The 13,677-nt window shown below is 69.9% G+C and carries 11 protein-coding genes and 1 tRNA gene; 6 read left to right on the plus strand and 6 right to left on the minus strand.

The features are described 5' to 3' along the window. Positions 1-504 precede the first annotated feature (504 nt). From ACRY_RS08895 to ACRY_RS08920, 6 genes are all read right to left on the minus strand, one after another. Positions 505-580: transfer RNA gene (locus tag ACRY_RS08895), tRNA-Glu, on the minus strand. A gap of 37 nt (positions 581-617) precedes the next feature. Further along, complete coding sequence (gene recJ / locus ACRY_RS08900; protein ID WP_011942142.1) at positions 618-2,402, minus strand: single-stranded-DNA-specific exonuclease RecJ; 1,785 nt, start codon at positions 2,400-2,402, stop codon at positions 618-620. Then, positions 2,387-3,373, minus strand: coding sequence for a class II fructose-bisphosphatase (gene glpX / locus ACRY_RS08905; protein ID WP_007423249.1), 987 nt, complete (start codon positions 3,371-3,373; stop codon positions 2,387-2,389). Before glpX ends, recJ begins: the two co-directional genes overlap by 16 nt. Before the next feature lie 30 nt (positions 3,374-3,403). Then, positions 3,404-4,693 carry a homoserine dehydrogenase gene (locus ACRY_RS08910; protein WP_007423250.1) on the minus strand — a complete coding sequence of 430 codons (1,290 nt, stop codon included), beginning with the start codon at positions 4,691-4,693 and terminating at the stop codon, positions 3,404-3,406. Next, on the minus strand, positions 4,690-5,901 hold the full coding sequence (locus tag ACRY_RS08915; protein WP_007423251.1) for an LL-diaminopimelate aminotransferase: 1,212 nt from the start codon (positions 5,899-5,901) through the stop codon (positions 4,690-4,692). Before ACRY_RS08915 ends, ACRY_RS08910 begins: the two co-directional genes overlap by 4 nt. Continuing rightward, positions 5,898-6,551 carry a hypothetical protein gene (locus tag ACRY_RS08920; protein ID WP_011942143.1) on the minus strand — a complete coding sequence of 218 codons (654 nt, stop codon included), beginning with the start codon at positions 6,549-6,551 and terminating at the stop codon, positions 5,898-5,900. The genes ACRY_RS08915 and ACRY_RS08920 overlap by 4 nt, the downstream gene beginning before the upstream one ends. 62 nt (positions 6,552-6,613) lie before the next feature. On the opposite strand from ACRY_RS08920, the gene ACRY_RS08925 reads away from it, so the two are divergent. The 6 genes from ACRY_RS08925 to ACRY_RS08950 are packed head-to-tail and all read left to right on the plus strand — an operon-like array spanning position 6,614 to position 13,629. After that, positions 6,614-8,413, plus strand: a complete 1,800-nt coding sequence (locus tag ACRY_RS08925; RefSeq protein WP_011942144.1) for a PHA/PHB synthase family protein — start codon at positions 6,614-6,616, stop codon at positions 8,411-8,413. Beyond that, positions 8,410-9,492, plus strand: coding sequence for a glycosyltransferase family 4 protein (locus ACRY_RS08930; protein ID WP_011942145.1), 1,083 nt, complete (start codon positions 8,410-8,412; stop codon positions 9,490-9,492). The genes ACRY_RS08925 and ACRY_RS08930 overlap by 4 nt, the downstream gene beginning before the upstream one ends. 7 nt (positions 9,493-9,499) lie before the next feature. After that, the gene (locus ACRY_RS08935; protein ID WP_013639938.1) at positions 9,500-10,801 is read left to right on the plus strand and encodes an O-antigen ligase family protein; all 1,302 of its coding nucleotides are present in this window, start codon (positions 9,500-9,502) and stop codon (positions 10,799-10,801) included. Further along, positions 10,798-11,760: a CobW family GTP-binding protein gene (locus ACRY_RS08940; RefSeq protein ID WP_007422593.1), complete on the plus strand. Its 963-nt coding sequence runs from the start codon at positions 10,798-10,800 to the stop codon at positions 11,758-11,760. Before ACRY_RS08935 ends, ACRY_RS08940 begins: the two co-directional genes overlap by 4 nt. Further along, a complete protein-coding gene (locus ACRY_RS08945) occupies positions 11,757-12,803 on the plus strand; it encodes a WD40 repeat domain-containing protein (RefSeq protein ID WP_011942147.1) in 1,047 nt (348 codons plus the stop codon). The genes ACRY_RS08940 and ACRY_RS08945 overlap by 4 nt, the downstream gene beginning before the upstream one ends. 1 nt (position 12,804) lies before the next feature. Then, positions 12,805-13,629 (plus strand): aldo/keto reductase, encoded by an 825-nt coding sequence (locus ACRY_RS08950; protein ID WP_011942148.1) that lies wholly within the window; start codon positions 12,805-12,807, stop codon positions 13,627-13,629. The last annotated feature ends 48 nt before the right edge of the window (positions 13,630-13,677 follow it).

Consider the following 13,677-nt stretch of genomic DNA (forward strand, 5'->3'; position numbering starts at 1 on the left):
CTAACTATCTGTTATCGATATCGCAATGCTCGTCGTCCTCCGTGATCGGATAGGCGGCGACACCACTCACGCAACCAGGACCGTGGCACCATCGAGCACACCCGCCGGGATGATCTCAGCCACACCGGTCCAGCGACCATGGGTCTCCAGTTCCCGAGAGCCGGACCGGAAAAGATAGTTGAGCGATTTTATCGGGTTGTGATTCAGTTCGCTTTCGAAGACATGACCGGCCCCCACTGAGTGGTCCGGGTTGAAAGTTGGTGCAATTTCACCTCCGGCCTTGGCGGCGGCGCAGTGTCTGGCGCTGGGGGGCGGTCAGTCATGAGACAGGCGATGCACAACGACGATCCGGCGTTCCGGAAAGCCCATCTGCGGATGTTCGTCAGCAAAACGATGGTGAAGATCGGCACCGTGAGCATCGACGGTCCGCGTTCAGCCCTGGCGACAGCCGTCGGGCGGGATCATGAACCCAGTGCGATTGACGGTGCCCAGATCCATCGCAAGTGGCGTCCCGTAGGGGATTCGAACCCCTGTTATCGCCGTGAGAGGGCGACGTCCTAGGCCTCTAGACGAACGGGACTTTCTGAAAGCGTGGGTAGCCGAGTGGTGGGGGCAGGTCAAGCGGGAGCGGCGTCGATCAGGATCAGGCTGACCGAGGTTCTGCCATTCCATTGTTCCGCGCGGATGTGACCTGCAAGATTGAGCGGTGCGCCGCCCGGACGGGCCAGCGCGGCCGCAAGGTCGCCGTCTCCGGCGCGGAACAGGATCGTCTTCAGCCGGCCACCGGCCTCGCCCTCGACGAAGGCGCGGATCGTCGCCTCGTTCCGGCCGATGCGGTCCGCCCGCAGGACCCGCGCCCGCGGCACCACGAACACCGGCTCCTCGTTGCCGGCGCCGAACGGCCCGACGCGGCCGATCGCCGCGGCGAGCGCCTCGTCGATCCCGCCGACCGCCGCCATGCCCTCGATCGGCAGATCGGCCGCGTCCGGCAGCGTCGCGGCCACCGCCAACCGCTCTGCGAGGAAGCCGCGCAGCGCCTCGATCCGCCCGGCTTCCACCGTGAAACCCGCGGCCATGGCGTGGCCGCCGCCCTTGATCAGCAGCCCCGCCTCGCGCGCGGCGATGATCGCGCTGCCGAGATCGACCCCCGGCACCGAGCGGCCAGAGCCCACCGCCCTGCCCTCCGCGATTCCCGCGACCAGGGCCGGACGGTTGAAGGTTTCCTTGATCCGGCCGGCGACAATGCCGACCACGCCCGGATGCCATTGCTCGCCGGCAACCAGCGCGACCGGCGCGCCGGCGGCGAACTGGGCCTCGGCGTCGGTCATCGCCTCGTCCAGCAGCCCGGCCTCCACCGCCTGGCGCTCGCGGTTGATCTCGTCGAGGCGGCGCGCCAGCACCATCGCCGTCGCCGGCTCGGCGGCGAGCAGCGTGCGCAGCCCGAGATCCGCCTCGGCGATGCGGCCGGCGGCGTTGATCCGCGGGCCGATCGCGAAGCCGCAGGTCATCGTGCCCGGCGCCTCCCTCACCTGCGCGACGTCGAGCAATGCCGCGATTCCCGGCCGTTCCCGCCGCGCCATCACCTTCAGCCCCTGGGTCACCAGCGCGCGGTTAAGGCCGGTGAGCGGCATCACGTCGCAGACCGTCGCGAGCGCGACGAGGTCGAGCATCGACAGCAGGTCGATCTCGCGCCGCGTCGCGAAGAAGCCCCGCCGGCGAAGTTCGCGCTGCACGGCGACGAGGGTGAGGAAGCTGATCGTCGCCGCGCAAACGTTGCCGAGGCCCGACGCATCGTCAGCGCGGTTCGGGTTCACCGTCGCCACGATGGCGGGCGGAGCCCCCTCGCTCTTGTGATGGTCGAGAACGATGGCATCCGCCCGGCCGTCGAGCGCCGCGAGCGCCTCATGCGCCGCCGTTCCGCAATCGACGCAGACGATCAGTTCCGCCCCCTGCCCGGCAAGCGCCCGCAGCGCCGGCGCGTTCGGCCCGTAGCCCTCGCGGAGCCGATCCGGCACGTAATTGATGGTCGTCGCGCCAAGTTCCCCAAGGCCCAGCGCCATGAGCGCGCCCGAACAGGCGCCGTCGACGTCGTAATCGCCAAAGATCGCGATGGTCGCGCCGCGCTGCACTGAATCGGCGATCCGCGCCGCCGCGGCATCCATGTCGGTCAGCGCCGAGGGATCGGGCAGATAGGCGCGCAGCGTCGGCTCGAGGAAATCCGCGGCATGATCCGGCATCACGCCGCGCCCGGCGAGCAGCCGGCCGATCACCTCCGGCACGCCGCAGCGCTGGGCGATGGCCTGCGCCGTGCGGTCCGCGGCCGGGCGCCAGAGCCAGCGCCGGCCGGTCAGGCTGCGTTCGACCCCGAAAGCCGGCGCCGCCCCGTTCAGGCCGGCGTCCACGGCTTGGTCTGGAAGTTGTGATGCGCCTCGATATAGCGGACGGTGCCGGATTTCGACCGCATCACGATCGAGTGGGTCACCGCGCCGGTCGCATACCGCCGCACGCCGCGCAGCATCGGGCCGGTGGTCACGCCGGTCGCCGCGAACATCACGTTGCCCGCCGCCATTTCGTGAACCTGGTAGAGCCGCGACGGATCGGCGATGCCCATGCCCTTCGCCCGGTCGATCTGCGAGCTGTCCTCGAACAGCAGCCGTCCCTGCATCTGCCCGCCGGTGCAGCGCAGCGCGGCCGCGGCGAGAACGCCCTCCGGCGCGCCGCCCGAGCCCATGTAGATGTCGATCCCGGCCTCGGGTTGCGCCACCGCGATCACGCCCGAAACGTCGCCATCCCCGATCAGGGTGATCCGCGCGCCGGCCTCGCGGCACCGCGCGATCAGCTCGGCATGGCGCTCGCGCTCCAGCGTGCAGACCATCAGGTCGGAAATGTCGCACCGCTTGGCGCGGGCGAGGTTGCGGAGATTTTCCTCAACCGGCGCATCCAGCGCCACCACCCCCTCGGGCAGATCGGGACCAACCGCGATCTTGTCCATGTAGATATCCGGCGCGTGCAGGAAGTTGCCGCGCTCCGCCAGCGCGATCACCGCGATCGCGTTCGGCGCGCCCTTGGCGGCGATGGTCGTGCCCTCGAGCGGATCGACGGCGATGTCCATCTCCGGTCCGCCGGCGCCGACGCGTTCGCCGATATAGAGCATCGGCGCCTCGTCCATCTCGCCCTCGCCGATCACGACGACACCGTCGATCGCGACCGCGTTGAACGCCTGGCGCATCGCGCCGACCGCGGCCCCATCCGCGCTGTTCTTGTCGCCCCGGCCGATCCAGGCCGAGGCCGCGAGCGCGGCGGCTTCCGTGACGCGCACGAGTTCGAGGGCGAGGTTACGGTCCGACTGGGCCGGGGTCTTGGCGTTGTCCATCTTCGCGGTCTCCTGCGGGTCGAGCGTCGATCAGGCCTGTTCGATGCGGATGAGCGCCGGCGGCTCCTGCACCGCCGGCAGTGCGGCGATCTGCACCAGCGCCGCCGCCATCGCGGCCTCGTCAGTCTCATGGGTGATGATCACCACCGGCACCACATCGCCCGGGCTGCGGCCGCGCTGGAGCATCGTTTCCAGCGAGATGCCGTGATCGCGCAGCACCGCGGTGACATCGGCGATCACGCCGGGCTGATCCAGCACCATCAGCCGCAGGCAATAGGCCCCGCGATGCGCCGCCATCGGCACCGAGGCCTCGCTGCGCAGCGCATCGGGCGCCATGCCGAGCATGGGCGTCTGCCGGCCGCGGGCAAGGTCGATCAGGTCGGCCACCACGGCCGAGGCGGTCGGCCCCGCCCCGGCGCCGCGCCCCTGGATCACGATATCGCCCACCGGCTCGCCGCTGATCACGACCGCGTTGTTCACGCCATCCACCTTCGCCAGCGCCGAGTTCTCCGGCACCATCGCCGGATGCACGCGGGTCTCGATTCCGGCCTCGCTCGCGCGGGCGATGCCGAGCAGCTTGATCCGGTAGCCGAGCTCGTCGGCGAAGGCGATATCCACCGCGCTGATCCGGCGGATGCCCTCGACATGCACCGCCCCGAAATCCACCTGGCGGCCGAAGGCGATGGCCGCGAGGATCGCCAGCTTGTGGGCGGTATCCACCCCGTCGATATCGGCCGAGGGGTCGGCCTCGGCATAGCCGAGCGCCTGGGCCTCGGCGAGCACGTCGGCGAACTCCATCTTCTCGTCGCGCATCCGCGTGAGCATGTAGTTGCAGGTGCCGTTGAAGATGCCGGACACGCTGGCGATCCGGTTGGCGCCGAGCCCCTCGCGCAGCGCCTTGATGACGGGAATGCCGCCCGCCACCGCCGCCTCGAAGCGGATGCCCGGCCCGCCGCGGATCAACCCCGCGAGGTCGCCGCCCGCCTGCGCGATCAGCGCCTTGTTCGCCGTCACCACCGGCTTGCCCGCGGCCAGGGCCGCCTCGACCAGGTCCCGCGCGGCACCTGAAGCACCGCCGATCAGCTCGACGACGACATCCACGGCCGGATCGGTGGCGAGCACCAGCGGGTCCTCGACCCAGCGGATACCCTCGAGCGACACCCCGCGATCCCGCGTCCGGTCCCGCGCGGACACCGCCACCACGCGCACCGGCCGACCGGCCCGCGCGGCGATGATCGCCGCATTCTCCTGCAACAGCCGCACGACCCCGGCGCCGACCGTCCCCAGCCCGGCGATCCCGACCGACAGTTCACCATTCATGCCGAGACGCTCTCCTGCTGGTTGGGCGCATTGCCCGGTGCCATGAAGGCGCGGATGTTCCGCACCGCCTGCCGGAGCCGATGGGTATTTTCGACGAGCGCGATGCGGACATGGCCATCGCCATACTCGCCGAAGCCGATCCCCGGCGCGACCGCGACCTTGGCGCGCTCCAGCAGCAGCTTCGCGAAATCGACCGAGCCGAGATGCGCGAAGCGCTCCGGAATCGGCGCCCAGGCGAACATCGACCCCGCCGGGCTCGGCACGTCCCAGCCTGCCTGCGCGAGTCCCTTGATCAGCACGTCGCGCCGTTCGCGGTAGAGCGTGCGCATCTGCTCGACGCAGTCCTGCGGCCCGTTCAGCGCCGCCGTCGCCGCGACCTGGATCGGCGTGAAGGCGCCGTAGTCGAGATAGGACTTCATGCGCGCGAGCGCCGCGACCAGCCGCGGATTGCCGGCGGCGAAGCCCATGCGCCAGCCCGGCATCGAATAGGTCTTCGACATCGAGGTGAATTCCACCGTGATGTCCTTCGCCCCCTCGACCTGCAGCACCGAGGGCGGCGGCTCGCCCTCGAAATAGATCTCGGCATAGGCGAGATCGGACAGGATGAAGATCTCGTGCTTGCGGGCGAACGCGACGATTTCCTTGTAGAAATCCAGGGTCGCCAGATATGCCGTTGGATTTGAAGGAAAATTCACGATCAGCGCGGTCGGCTTCGGCACCGAGTGCCGCACCGCACGGTCGAGCGCGCGCAGCATCTCGTCATCCGGCGTGGCCGGCACCGAGCGCACCGAGGCCCCGGCGATGATGAAGCCGAACTGGTGGATCGGGTAGGACGGGTTGGGCACCAGGATCGTGTCGCCCGGCGAGGTGATCGCGTTGGCGAGGTTGGCCAGCCCCTCCTTCGAGCCGAGTGTGGCGATCACCTCGGTCTCCGGGTTCAGCTTCACGCCGAAGCGGCGGTCGTAATACGCGGCAAGCGCGCGCCGCAGGCCGGGAATGCCCTTGCTGGTGGAATAGCGGTGGCTGCGCGGGTCGGCCACGGTCTCGACCAGCTTGGCCACGATATGCGGCGGCGTCGCGCTGTCGGGATTGCCCATGCCGAGGTCGATGATGTCCTCGCGCCGGTTGCGCGCGGCCGCCTTCGCCTGGTTCACCTCCGCGAAGACATAGGGTGGAAGGCGGCGGATGCGGTGAAATTCCTCGGTCATGATCGGTCCTGAGCGTCCGGTGTGGTGGGTTTGTGGCGGGGGTATAACATCTGTGCCGCACCGCCGCGACCGCTGGCGAGCGCTTCGAGGCGAATGTCTGCCGCCGGCACGCCGGCGACCTCGAGCGCGTTGGCGATCGCCGTCGCGCGCAGAAGGGCGAGCCGCAAGCCGGCCGGATCACGCCCTGGCGCGAACCCGATTGCGGCAATGGGGCGCCCGGCGCGGCGCGCCGCGAACGCGCCCAGCAGCGCGATCTGCGCCGGCGACAGCACGGCTTCGCGCGGCCGGAAGCCGAGACGCAGCGGCGGCACGGAAGGCGGCGGCGGCGCCGCGGCGGGGGCTGGCGGCTCATGGCCAGCCATGAGGTTCTGGCCGCGATTCGCCGCCTCCAGCCGCCCGCGCAGCGCCGCCTGATCGGCGGGGGAAATCGATGTCGGCCGCGGCGGCACCGAAGCCAGGTTCGGCCAGGGCGAATCGAGCCCCGGCGCGGGCGGCGGCCCCGAGCTGATCACCCCGCCCTCGTAGCGGTGCAGCAGCGCCGCCGGGCTGTAGGCCGCGCAGCCCGACAGCGCGATCACCGCGAGCGCGGCCATTACGGCGACGATTCGACTCGGGGTTTCAGGGGTGGGCGGAATCTGGCTATAGGTCACTTCGGCTCCTCGCTTGCGCCACCAACCTTAGCGCCTGCATCCCGGAGCCGGAAGGAGCGTCGATGGCCGAACAGCAAAATCCGCGGACGGAAGCCCCAAACCTTCCCGATCCCGCCGCTTTTTCCCGCACCATGGCCGATATCGCGGCCCGATCGCAGCGCATCGTGGCCGAATGGCTGCAACGCCAGCACGAGGCCGATGTCGCGATCGATCCGCTCAACATCGGCAGCGCGTTCATGGAGATGATGGCCCGGCTGATGGCCAATCCCGCGTCGCTGATCGAGGCGCAGATCGGCTTCTGGCAGGATTACGTCACGCTCTGGCAGCACTCGACCCGCCGCATCATGGGAATCGAGACCCAGCCGGTGGTGCCGCCGGACCCGCGCGACAAGCGCTTCCAGCACGAGGAATGGAAGGAAAACGAGATCTTCGACTTCATCCGCCAGAGCTACCTGCTCTCGGCCCGCTTCGTGCAGGATGTGGTCCGCCGCGTCGACGGGCTCGATCCGAAGACGGCGCAGAAGGTCGATTTCTACGCGCGCCAGTTCGTCGACGCGATGAGCCCGTCGAACTTCGCCCTGACCAACCCCCAGGTCCTGCGCAAGACCGCCGAGACCGGCGGCGAAAACCTGCTGCGCGGCCTGTCGAACCTGCTGCGCGATCTCGAGGCCGGGCGCGGCCAGCTGCACATCCGCATGACCGACGCCGAGGCCTTCAGCGTCGGCGGCAACATCGCGGTCACGCCGGGCAAGGTCGTCTACCGCAACGAGCTGATGGAGCTGATCCAGTACGCCCCGGCGACCACGACGGCGCACAAGACCCCGCTGGTCATCTTCCCGCCCTGGATCAACAAGTTCTACATCCTCGACCTGCGCCCCAAGAACAGCTTCATCCGCTGGGCCGTCGAGCAGGGGCACACCGTCTTCGTCGCGAGCTGGGTGAACCCGGACGAGCGCCTCGCCGAGAAGGATTTCGCCGACTACATGAAACTCGGCGTGTTCGCCGCCCTCGACGCGATCGAGCAGGCCACCGGCGAGCGCCAGGTGAACGCGATCGGCTACTGCCTCGGCGGCACGCTGCTCGCCGCCACCCTCGCGGTGATGGCCCGCCGGCGCGACAGCCGGATCAAGTCCGCGACCTTCCTCGTCACGCTGACGGATTTCGCCGATGTCGGCGAACTCGGCGTCTTCATCGACGAGGAACAGCTCGCCGCGCTGGAAGACCGGATGAACCGGCGCGGCTATCTCGAAGGCTCGGCGATGGCCACCACCTTCAACATGCTCCGCTCGAACGACCTGATCTGGAGCTTCGTGGTCAACAACTACCTGCTCGGCAACGAGACCTTCCCCTTCGACCTGCTCTACTGGAATTCCGATTCCACCCGCATGCCGGCGGCGATGCACTCGTTCTATCTTCGCAACATGTACCAGAGGAACCTGCTGAGCCAGGCGAACGCCATCACCCTCGACGGCACGCCGGTCGATCTCCGGCGGATCAAGGTGCCGGTCTACTTCCTCTCCTGCCGCGAGGACCACATCGCCCCCTGGGCCAGCACCTACCGCGCGACGCAGCTGATGGCCGGGCCGAAGCGCTTCGTGCTCGCCGCCTCCGGCCATATCGCCGGCGTGATCAACCCGCCGGGCAGCGGCAAATACAACCATTTCGTCAACGCCACCCTGCCGGCGAACGCCGAGGACTGGTTCGCCGGCGCGACCGAGGTGGCCGGCTCCTGGTGGCCGGACTGGCAGCGCTGGATCGCCGCACAGGGCCGCGGCGAGGTTCCCGCCCGCACACCCGGCGACGGCGCCCTCCCCGCCCTCGCCGATGCCCCCGGCGATTACGTGAAAGTCCGATCGGCTTGAACCAGCCGGATGCGGCCGGCGGCATCGCGATGGTGCTGCCCGCCAGCGAAGCCTTTGCCCCCGGCCGGGCCGGCGCGATCGCCCTGGTCGTCCGGCGGCTCGCGGCCGCCACCGGTGCCTCGGTCATCGGCGCCGCCTGCGCGGAGCCGGGCTTTCCCGGCATTGCCTGCGATCCGGTCCGCTTCCGCGCGCCGCTCGCCTACAATGCCGGCGTGCTGCGCCGGCTGCGGCGGCTCCGCCCGGCGAGCATCGACATCCACCAGCAGCCGCGCCTCGCCCGGCTTGCCGCGCGCCTGCTGCCCGGTAGCCGGGTGATGCTGTTCCTGCACAACGAACCGACGACGATGCGCGGCCTCACCAGCCCGGCGGCGCGGGCGGGCACGCTGCGCCGCCTGCACGCCGTGGTCTGCGTCTCCGATCATCTGCGCGCCCGCTACGCGACCGGCCTTGCCGACACCGCCCGCCTCGTCACGCTGCACAACCCGCTCACCCTCGCCGAACTGCCGGCACCTCCCGATGCGCGGCGGCGCGAAATCCTGTTCGCCGGCCGCATCGTCGAGGGCAAGGGCATCGCCGATTTCATCGCCGCCAGCGCCGCTGCCCTGCCGCGCCTGCCCGGCTGGTCCGCCCGCATCATCGGCGGCGACCGCTTCGGGCCGGACAGTCCGGAAACCCCGTTCGTGCGCGAGATGCGGGCCCGCGCCGGCGCCGCCGGCATCGCCTGGGACGGCTACCGGCCGCACGACGAGGTTCTGGCGGCGATGGCCGGCGCCGCGATCGTCGCGGTGCCGAGCCGCTGGCCCGAACCCTTCGGCCTGACCGCGCTGGAGGCGATGGCGGCCGGCGCCACCCTGGTCGCGACACGGGCGGGCGGCCTGCCGGAAGTGGTGGGCGAGGCCGGGCTGCTGGTGCCGCCCGGCGACGCCGCCGCGCTGGAAGCCGCCTTCCTGCGTCTGGCGGGCGACGACGCGGCCCGCGACCGCCTCGCCGCCGCCGGCCGCGCCCGCGCGCAATTGTTCGACACGCCCGTCATCGCCGCCCGCCTGCAGCGGTTGCGCGACGCCGAAACGCCGGTATGAGCGGGGCATGACCATGCAACGCGCCGCCCTCATCGCCGCCCTGATCCTGCCGTTTGGCCTGCTTTACGCCCGCGCCGGCGCCGAATTGGCGATGGGCGCGGTCGATATCCTGTTCCTCGTCCATGCCGCCCGCACCGGCGACTGGCGCTGGGCGCGGCAGCCCTGGTTCGTGTTCGGCTGCCTCTGGTGGATCGCGGTGATGATCTGCTCGACGCCGATCCCCGCCCTCGGCCTCGGGCCGGGCGGCTGGAAATCCTTCACCCAGGCGCTGGTGCTGATCCGCCTGCTGGTGCTCGCCGCCGCCCTCGGCCACTGGGTGCTCGATACACCGGCCGCGCGCACCCGGTTCTGGCTCGCCCTTGCCGCCTGCGAAGCCTGGATCCTGCTGCAAAGCTGGCAGCAGGAGATTTTCGGCGTGAACATCTTCGGCGACCACCGCTGGGGCGACGGCGCGCTCACCGGCCCGTTCTGGGCGCCGCGCGCCGGCCCGCCGTTCAGCCACCTGCTGTTTCTCACCGCCCTGCCCGTCATCGCGGCGCTGATCGCGCGGCGGGGCACCGCGCCGAAACTCGCGGCCGCCGCCGTCGGCGGGCTCGGCTTCGCGACAACGCTGGTGATCGGCCAGCGCATGCCCTTCGCGCTGGCGCTGCTGGGCCTCGCCGTCACCGCCCTCGCCTTCCGGCCGATCCGCCTGCCGGCGATCGGCCTCGGCGTGCTGATCGTGCTCGCGATCCCGGCGCTGAAACTGGTCTCGCCGCCCAGTTTCGACAAGCTGGTGCTGGAGACGGGCCGCCAGGTCAGCCATTTCGCGAAAAGCCCCTATGGCGAGCTCTACACGCGGGCAACGGTGATGATCGAGCACGCCCCCTTGCGCGGCTACGGCTTCAACGGCTTCCGCGATTTCTGCCCCGAGCCGCGGTTCGATCGCGGCCTCCCCGCGCTCGGCATCGGCCCGACCAGCCTGAAGCGCGGCGCCTGCAACATCCATCCGCACAATTTCTATCTCCAGGCCGCCCTCGATGGCGGGCTGATCGGCCTCGTGCTGTTCGCCGCGATGAACGCGGCCTGGCTGCTGGCACTCGGCCGCGGAATCATGCGCCGGCCGATGGCGCTCGGCGCCTTCATCGGCGTGCTGACCTATGCCTGGCCGCTCGCCTCGACCGACAATTTCGCCGTGCTGCCGATGGCGGGCTGGCTCTTCGTCATGCTCGGCCTCGGCCTCGCCCTGCCGCGCTCTGGTCCGCCCGAGCCCGCCTGCCTATATCCCGAAGCAACGATACGCCCCACCACGACAGGATCTCCCGCATGAGCGATCTCGTTCCCGTCACCGTCCTCACCGGCTTTCTCGGTGCCGGCAAGACCACCCTGCTCAACCGCATCCTCACCGAGGATCACGGCCGCAAATACGCCGTCGTGATCAACGAGTTCGGCGAGCGCGGCGTCGACAACGACCTCGTCGTCGATACCGACGAGGAAGTCTTCGAGATGAACAACGGCTGCATCTGCTGCACCGTGCGCGGCGACCTGATCCGCATCATCGGCGGGCTGATGAAGCGCCGCAACCGCTTCGACGGCATCATCGTCGAGACCACCGGCCTCGCCAACCCCGCCCCCGTCGCGCAGACCTTCTTCGTCGACGAGGACGTGAAGGCGAAGACGAGGCTCGACGCGATCGTCACGGTGGTCGACGCGAAGAACCTGCCCGCCCGCCTCGCCGACGCGCCGGAAGCCGAGGACCAGATCGCCTTCGCCGACGTCATCGTGCTCAACAAGCTCGACCTCGTCACCCCGGAGGAACTCGCCGATGTCGAGGCGCGAATCCGCACGATCAACCGCTTCGCCCAGATCCACCACACGACCCGCGCCGACGTGCCGGCCGACCGCCTGCTCGGCATCAACGCCTTCAGCCTCGACCGCGTGCTGCAATCCGTGCCGGATTTCCTCGAGGAGGATTCCCACACCCATGACGAGCATATGAGCAGCATCAGCCTCTCGGTGAAGAAGCCGCTCGACCCCGAGCTGTTCAACGCCTGGATCGGCGGCATCCTCGCCACCCAGGGCCAGGACATCCTGCGCACCAAGGGCATCCTCGCCTTCGCCGGCGAGGATCGCCGCTTCGCCTTCCAGGCCGTGCACATGATGGCGGATGGCGATTTCATCCGCCCGTGGAAGGATGGCGAGGAACGCGAAAGCCGCATCGTCTTCATCGGCCGCGATCTCAACCGGCCGATGCTGCGCCGCGGCTTCGAAAGCTGCATCGCCGAATGAGCGGCATGGTCACCGACGCGGACGAGATGCTCCGTGTGCGCGGCGTCTCTCACGATTGCGCCGAGTTCGTCACCGCCCTCGCCTTCGACCGCGCCGGCGGCACCCTCGCCGCCGGACTCGGTGACGGGCGGATCGTGCTGCGCGGCCTCGCCGGCGGCGACTTCGTTGAACACGCCTGCCACGACGGCGCGGTGCTCGCCCTCGCGCCGGATATCGACCAAAGCGGCTTCTGCTCCGGCGGCGATGACGGCGCGCTGAAACGCCTCGATTCCGCAACGGGCGAAAGCACCGAACTCGCCAGCTTCGGCATGAAATGGGTCGAGCACGTCCTCACCGTGCCGGACCGCAAGGCGCCGCTGCGGGCGGCCGCGGTCGGCAAGACGATCCACCTGCTCGATGCCGCCGGCGCCACACTCCGCACCCTCGCGCATCCCTCGACCGTCGCCGGCATGGCGCTCGATCCGAAGCACCGCCGCCTCGCCGCCGCGCATTACAACGGCGCCTCGCTCTGGTTCGTGCGCTCTGAGAACGCGAAGCCGCAGGTCTTCGAATGGAAGGGCAGCCATCTCGCCATCGCCCTGCATCCCGATATCGAGGCGATGGTCACCACCATGCAGGAAAACGAGCTGCATGGCTGGAAACTGCCCGACGGCCAGCACATGCGGATGAGCGGCTACCCGACAAAGCCCGAATCGCTCGACTTCACCCGCTCGGGCAAGTGGCTCGCCACCGCCGGCGCCGAGGCCATCGTGATCTGGCCGTTCTTCGGCGGCGGGCCGATGGGCAAGGCGCCGCTCGAACTCGCCGCCGGCGAAACGGTGGTCCGCCGCGTCGCCTGCCATCCGCAGCACGAGGTCGTCGCCGCCGGCTTCGCCGACGGCTCGGTCGTCGTGGCCGACATCGCGCGCGAACGCATCCTGCCCGTCGCCGCCGCCGGGCGCGGCGCGGTCTCCGCCCTCGGCTGGAGTCCGAACGGCGCCCATCTCGCCTTCGGCACGGAGTCCGGCTTTCTTGCCCTGATCGATTTCTCGCGAAAGGACTGACATGACCAGCATGCCCATCACCGGCGGCGCGCTCGCCATGCCCAAGCTCGGTCTCGGCACCTGGCGGATGAGCGGGCGCGACTGCACCGCCGCCGTCACCCGCGCGCTAGCGCTCGGTTATCGCCATATCGACACCGCCGAGATGTACGGCAACGAGGAGGCCGTCGGCGCCGCCCTCGCCGAAAGCGGCATCCCGCGCGACGAGATCTTCCTCACCACCAAGGTCTGGTACGAAAACCTCACGCCGGACGGCGTGCGCCGCGCCATCGAGGCCAGCCTCGCCAAGCTGCGCACCGACCATGTGAACCTCTTCCTGATCCACTGGCCCTCGCCCTCGATGAATCTCGCCGCGGTCCTCGCCACCATGGCGCATCTCAAACATGAAGGCCTGGTGCGGCATATCGGCGTGTCGAACTTCACCGTCGCGCTGATGCGCCAGGCGGTGGAGGCGATCGGCGCCGAGATCGCCTGCAACCAGGTGGAATATCACGTCCTGCTCGGGCAGGACGCGGTGCTCGACTATGCGCGGGCCCACGGCATCACCGTCACCGCCTATTGCCCGCTCGCCCAGGGCCGGCTCGGCGACCATCCGGCGCTCGCGGAGGTGGCCGCGAAACATGGCGCGACGCCGGCGCAGGTCGCCCTCAAATACCTGCTCGACCAGGACGGTGTCGCGGCAATCCCCAAGGCCGCGCGCGAGGAAACCCAGCGCGCCAACCTCGCCGCCCTCGCCATCACCCTCGATGACGAGGACCGCACCGCCCTCGCCGCCCTGCCGAAAAACCAGCGCTTCGTCGATCCGGCCTTCGCGCCGGACTGGGACTGAAAAAAAACCGGCCGGCGTTGTCGCGCCGGCCGGCCTCACCCCGTTCTG

This window comes from Acidiphilium cryptum JF-5 (genome assembly GCF_000016725.1).
Classification (GTDB): domain Bacteria; phylum Pseudomonadota; class Alphaproteobacteria; order Acetobacterales; family Acetobacteraceae; genus Acidiphilium; species Acidiphilium multivorum.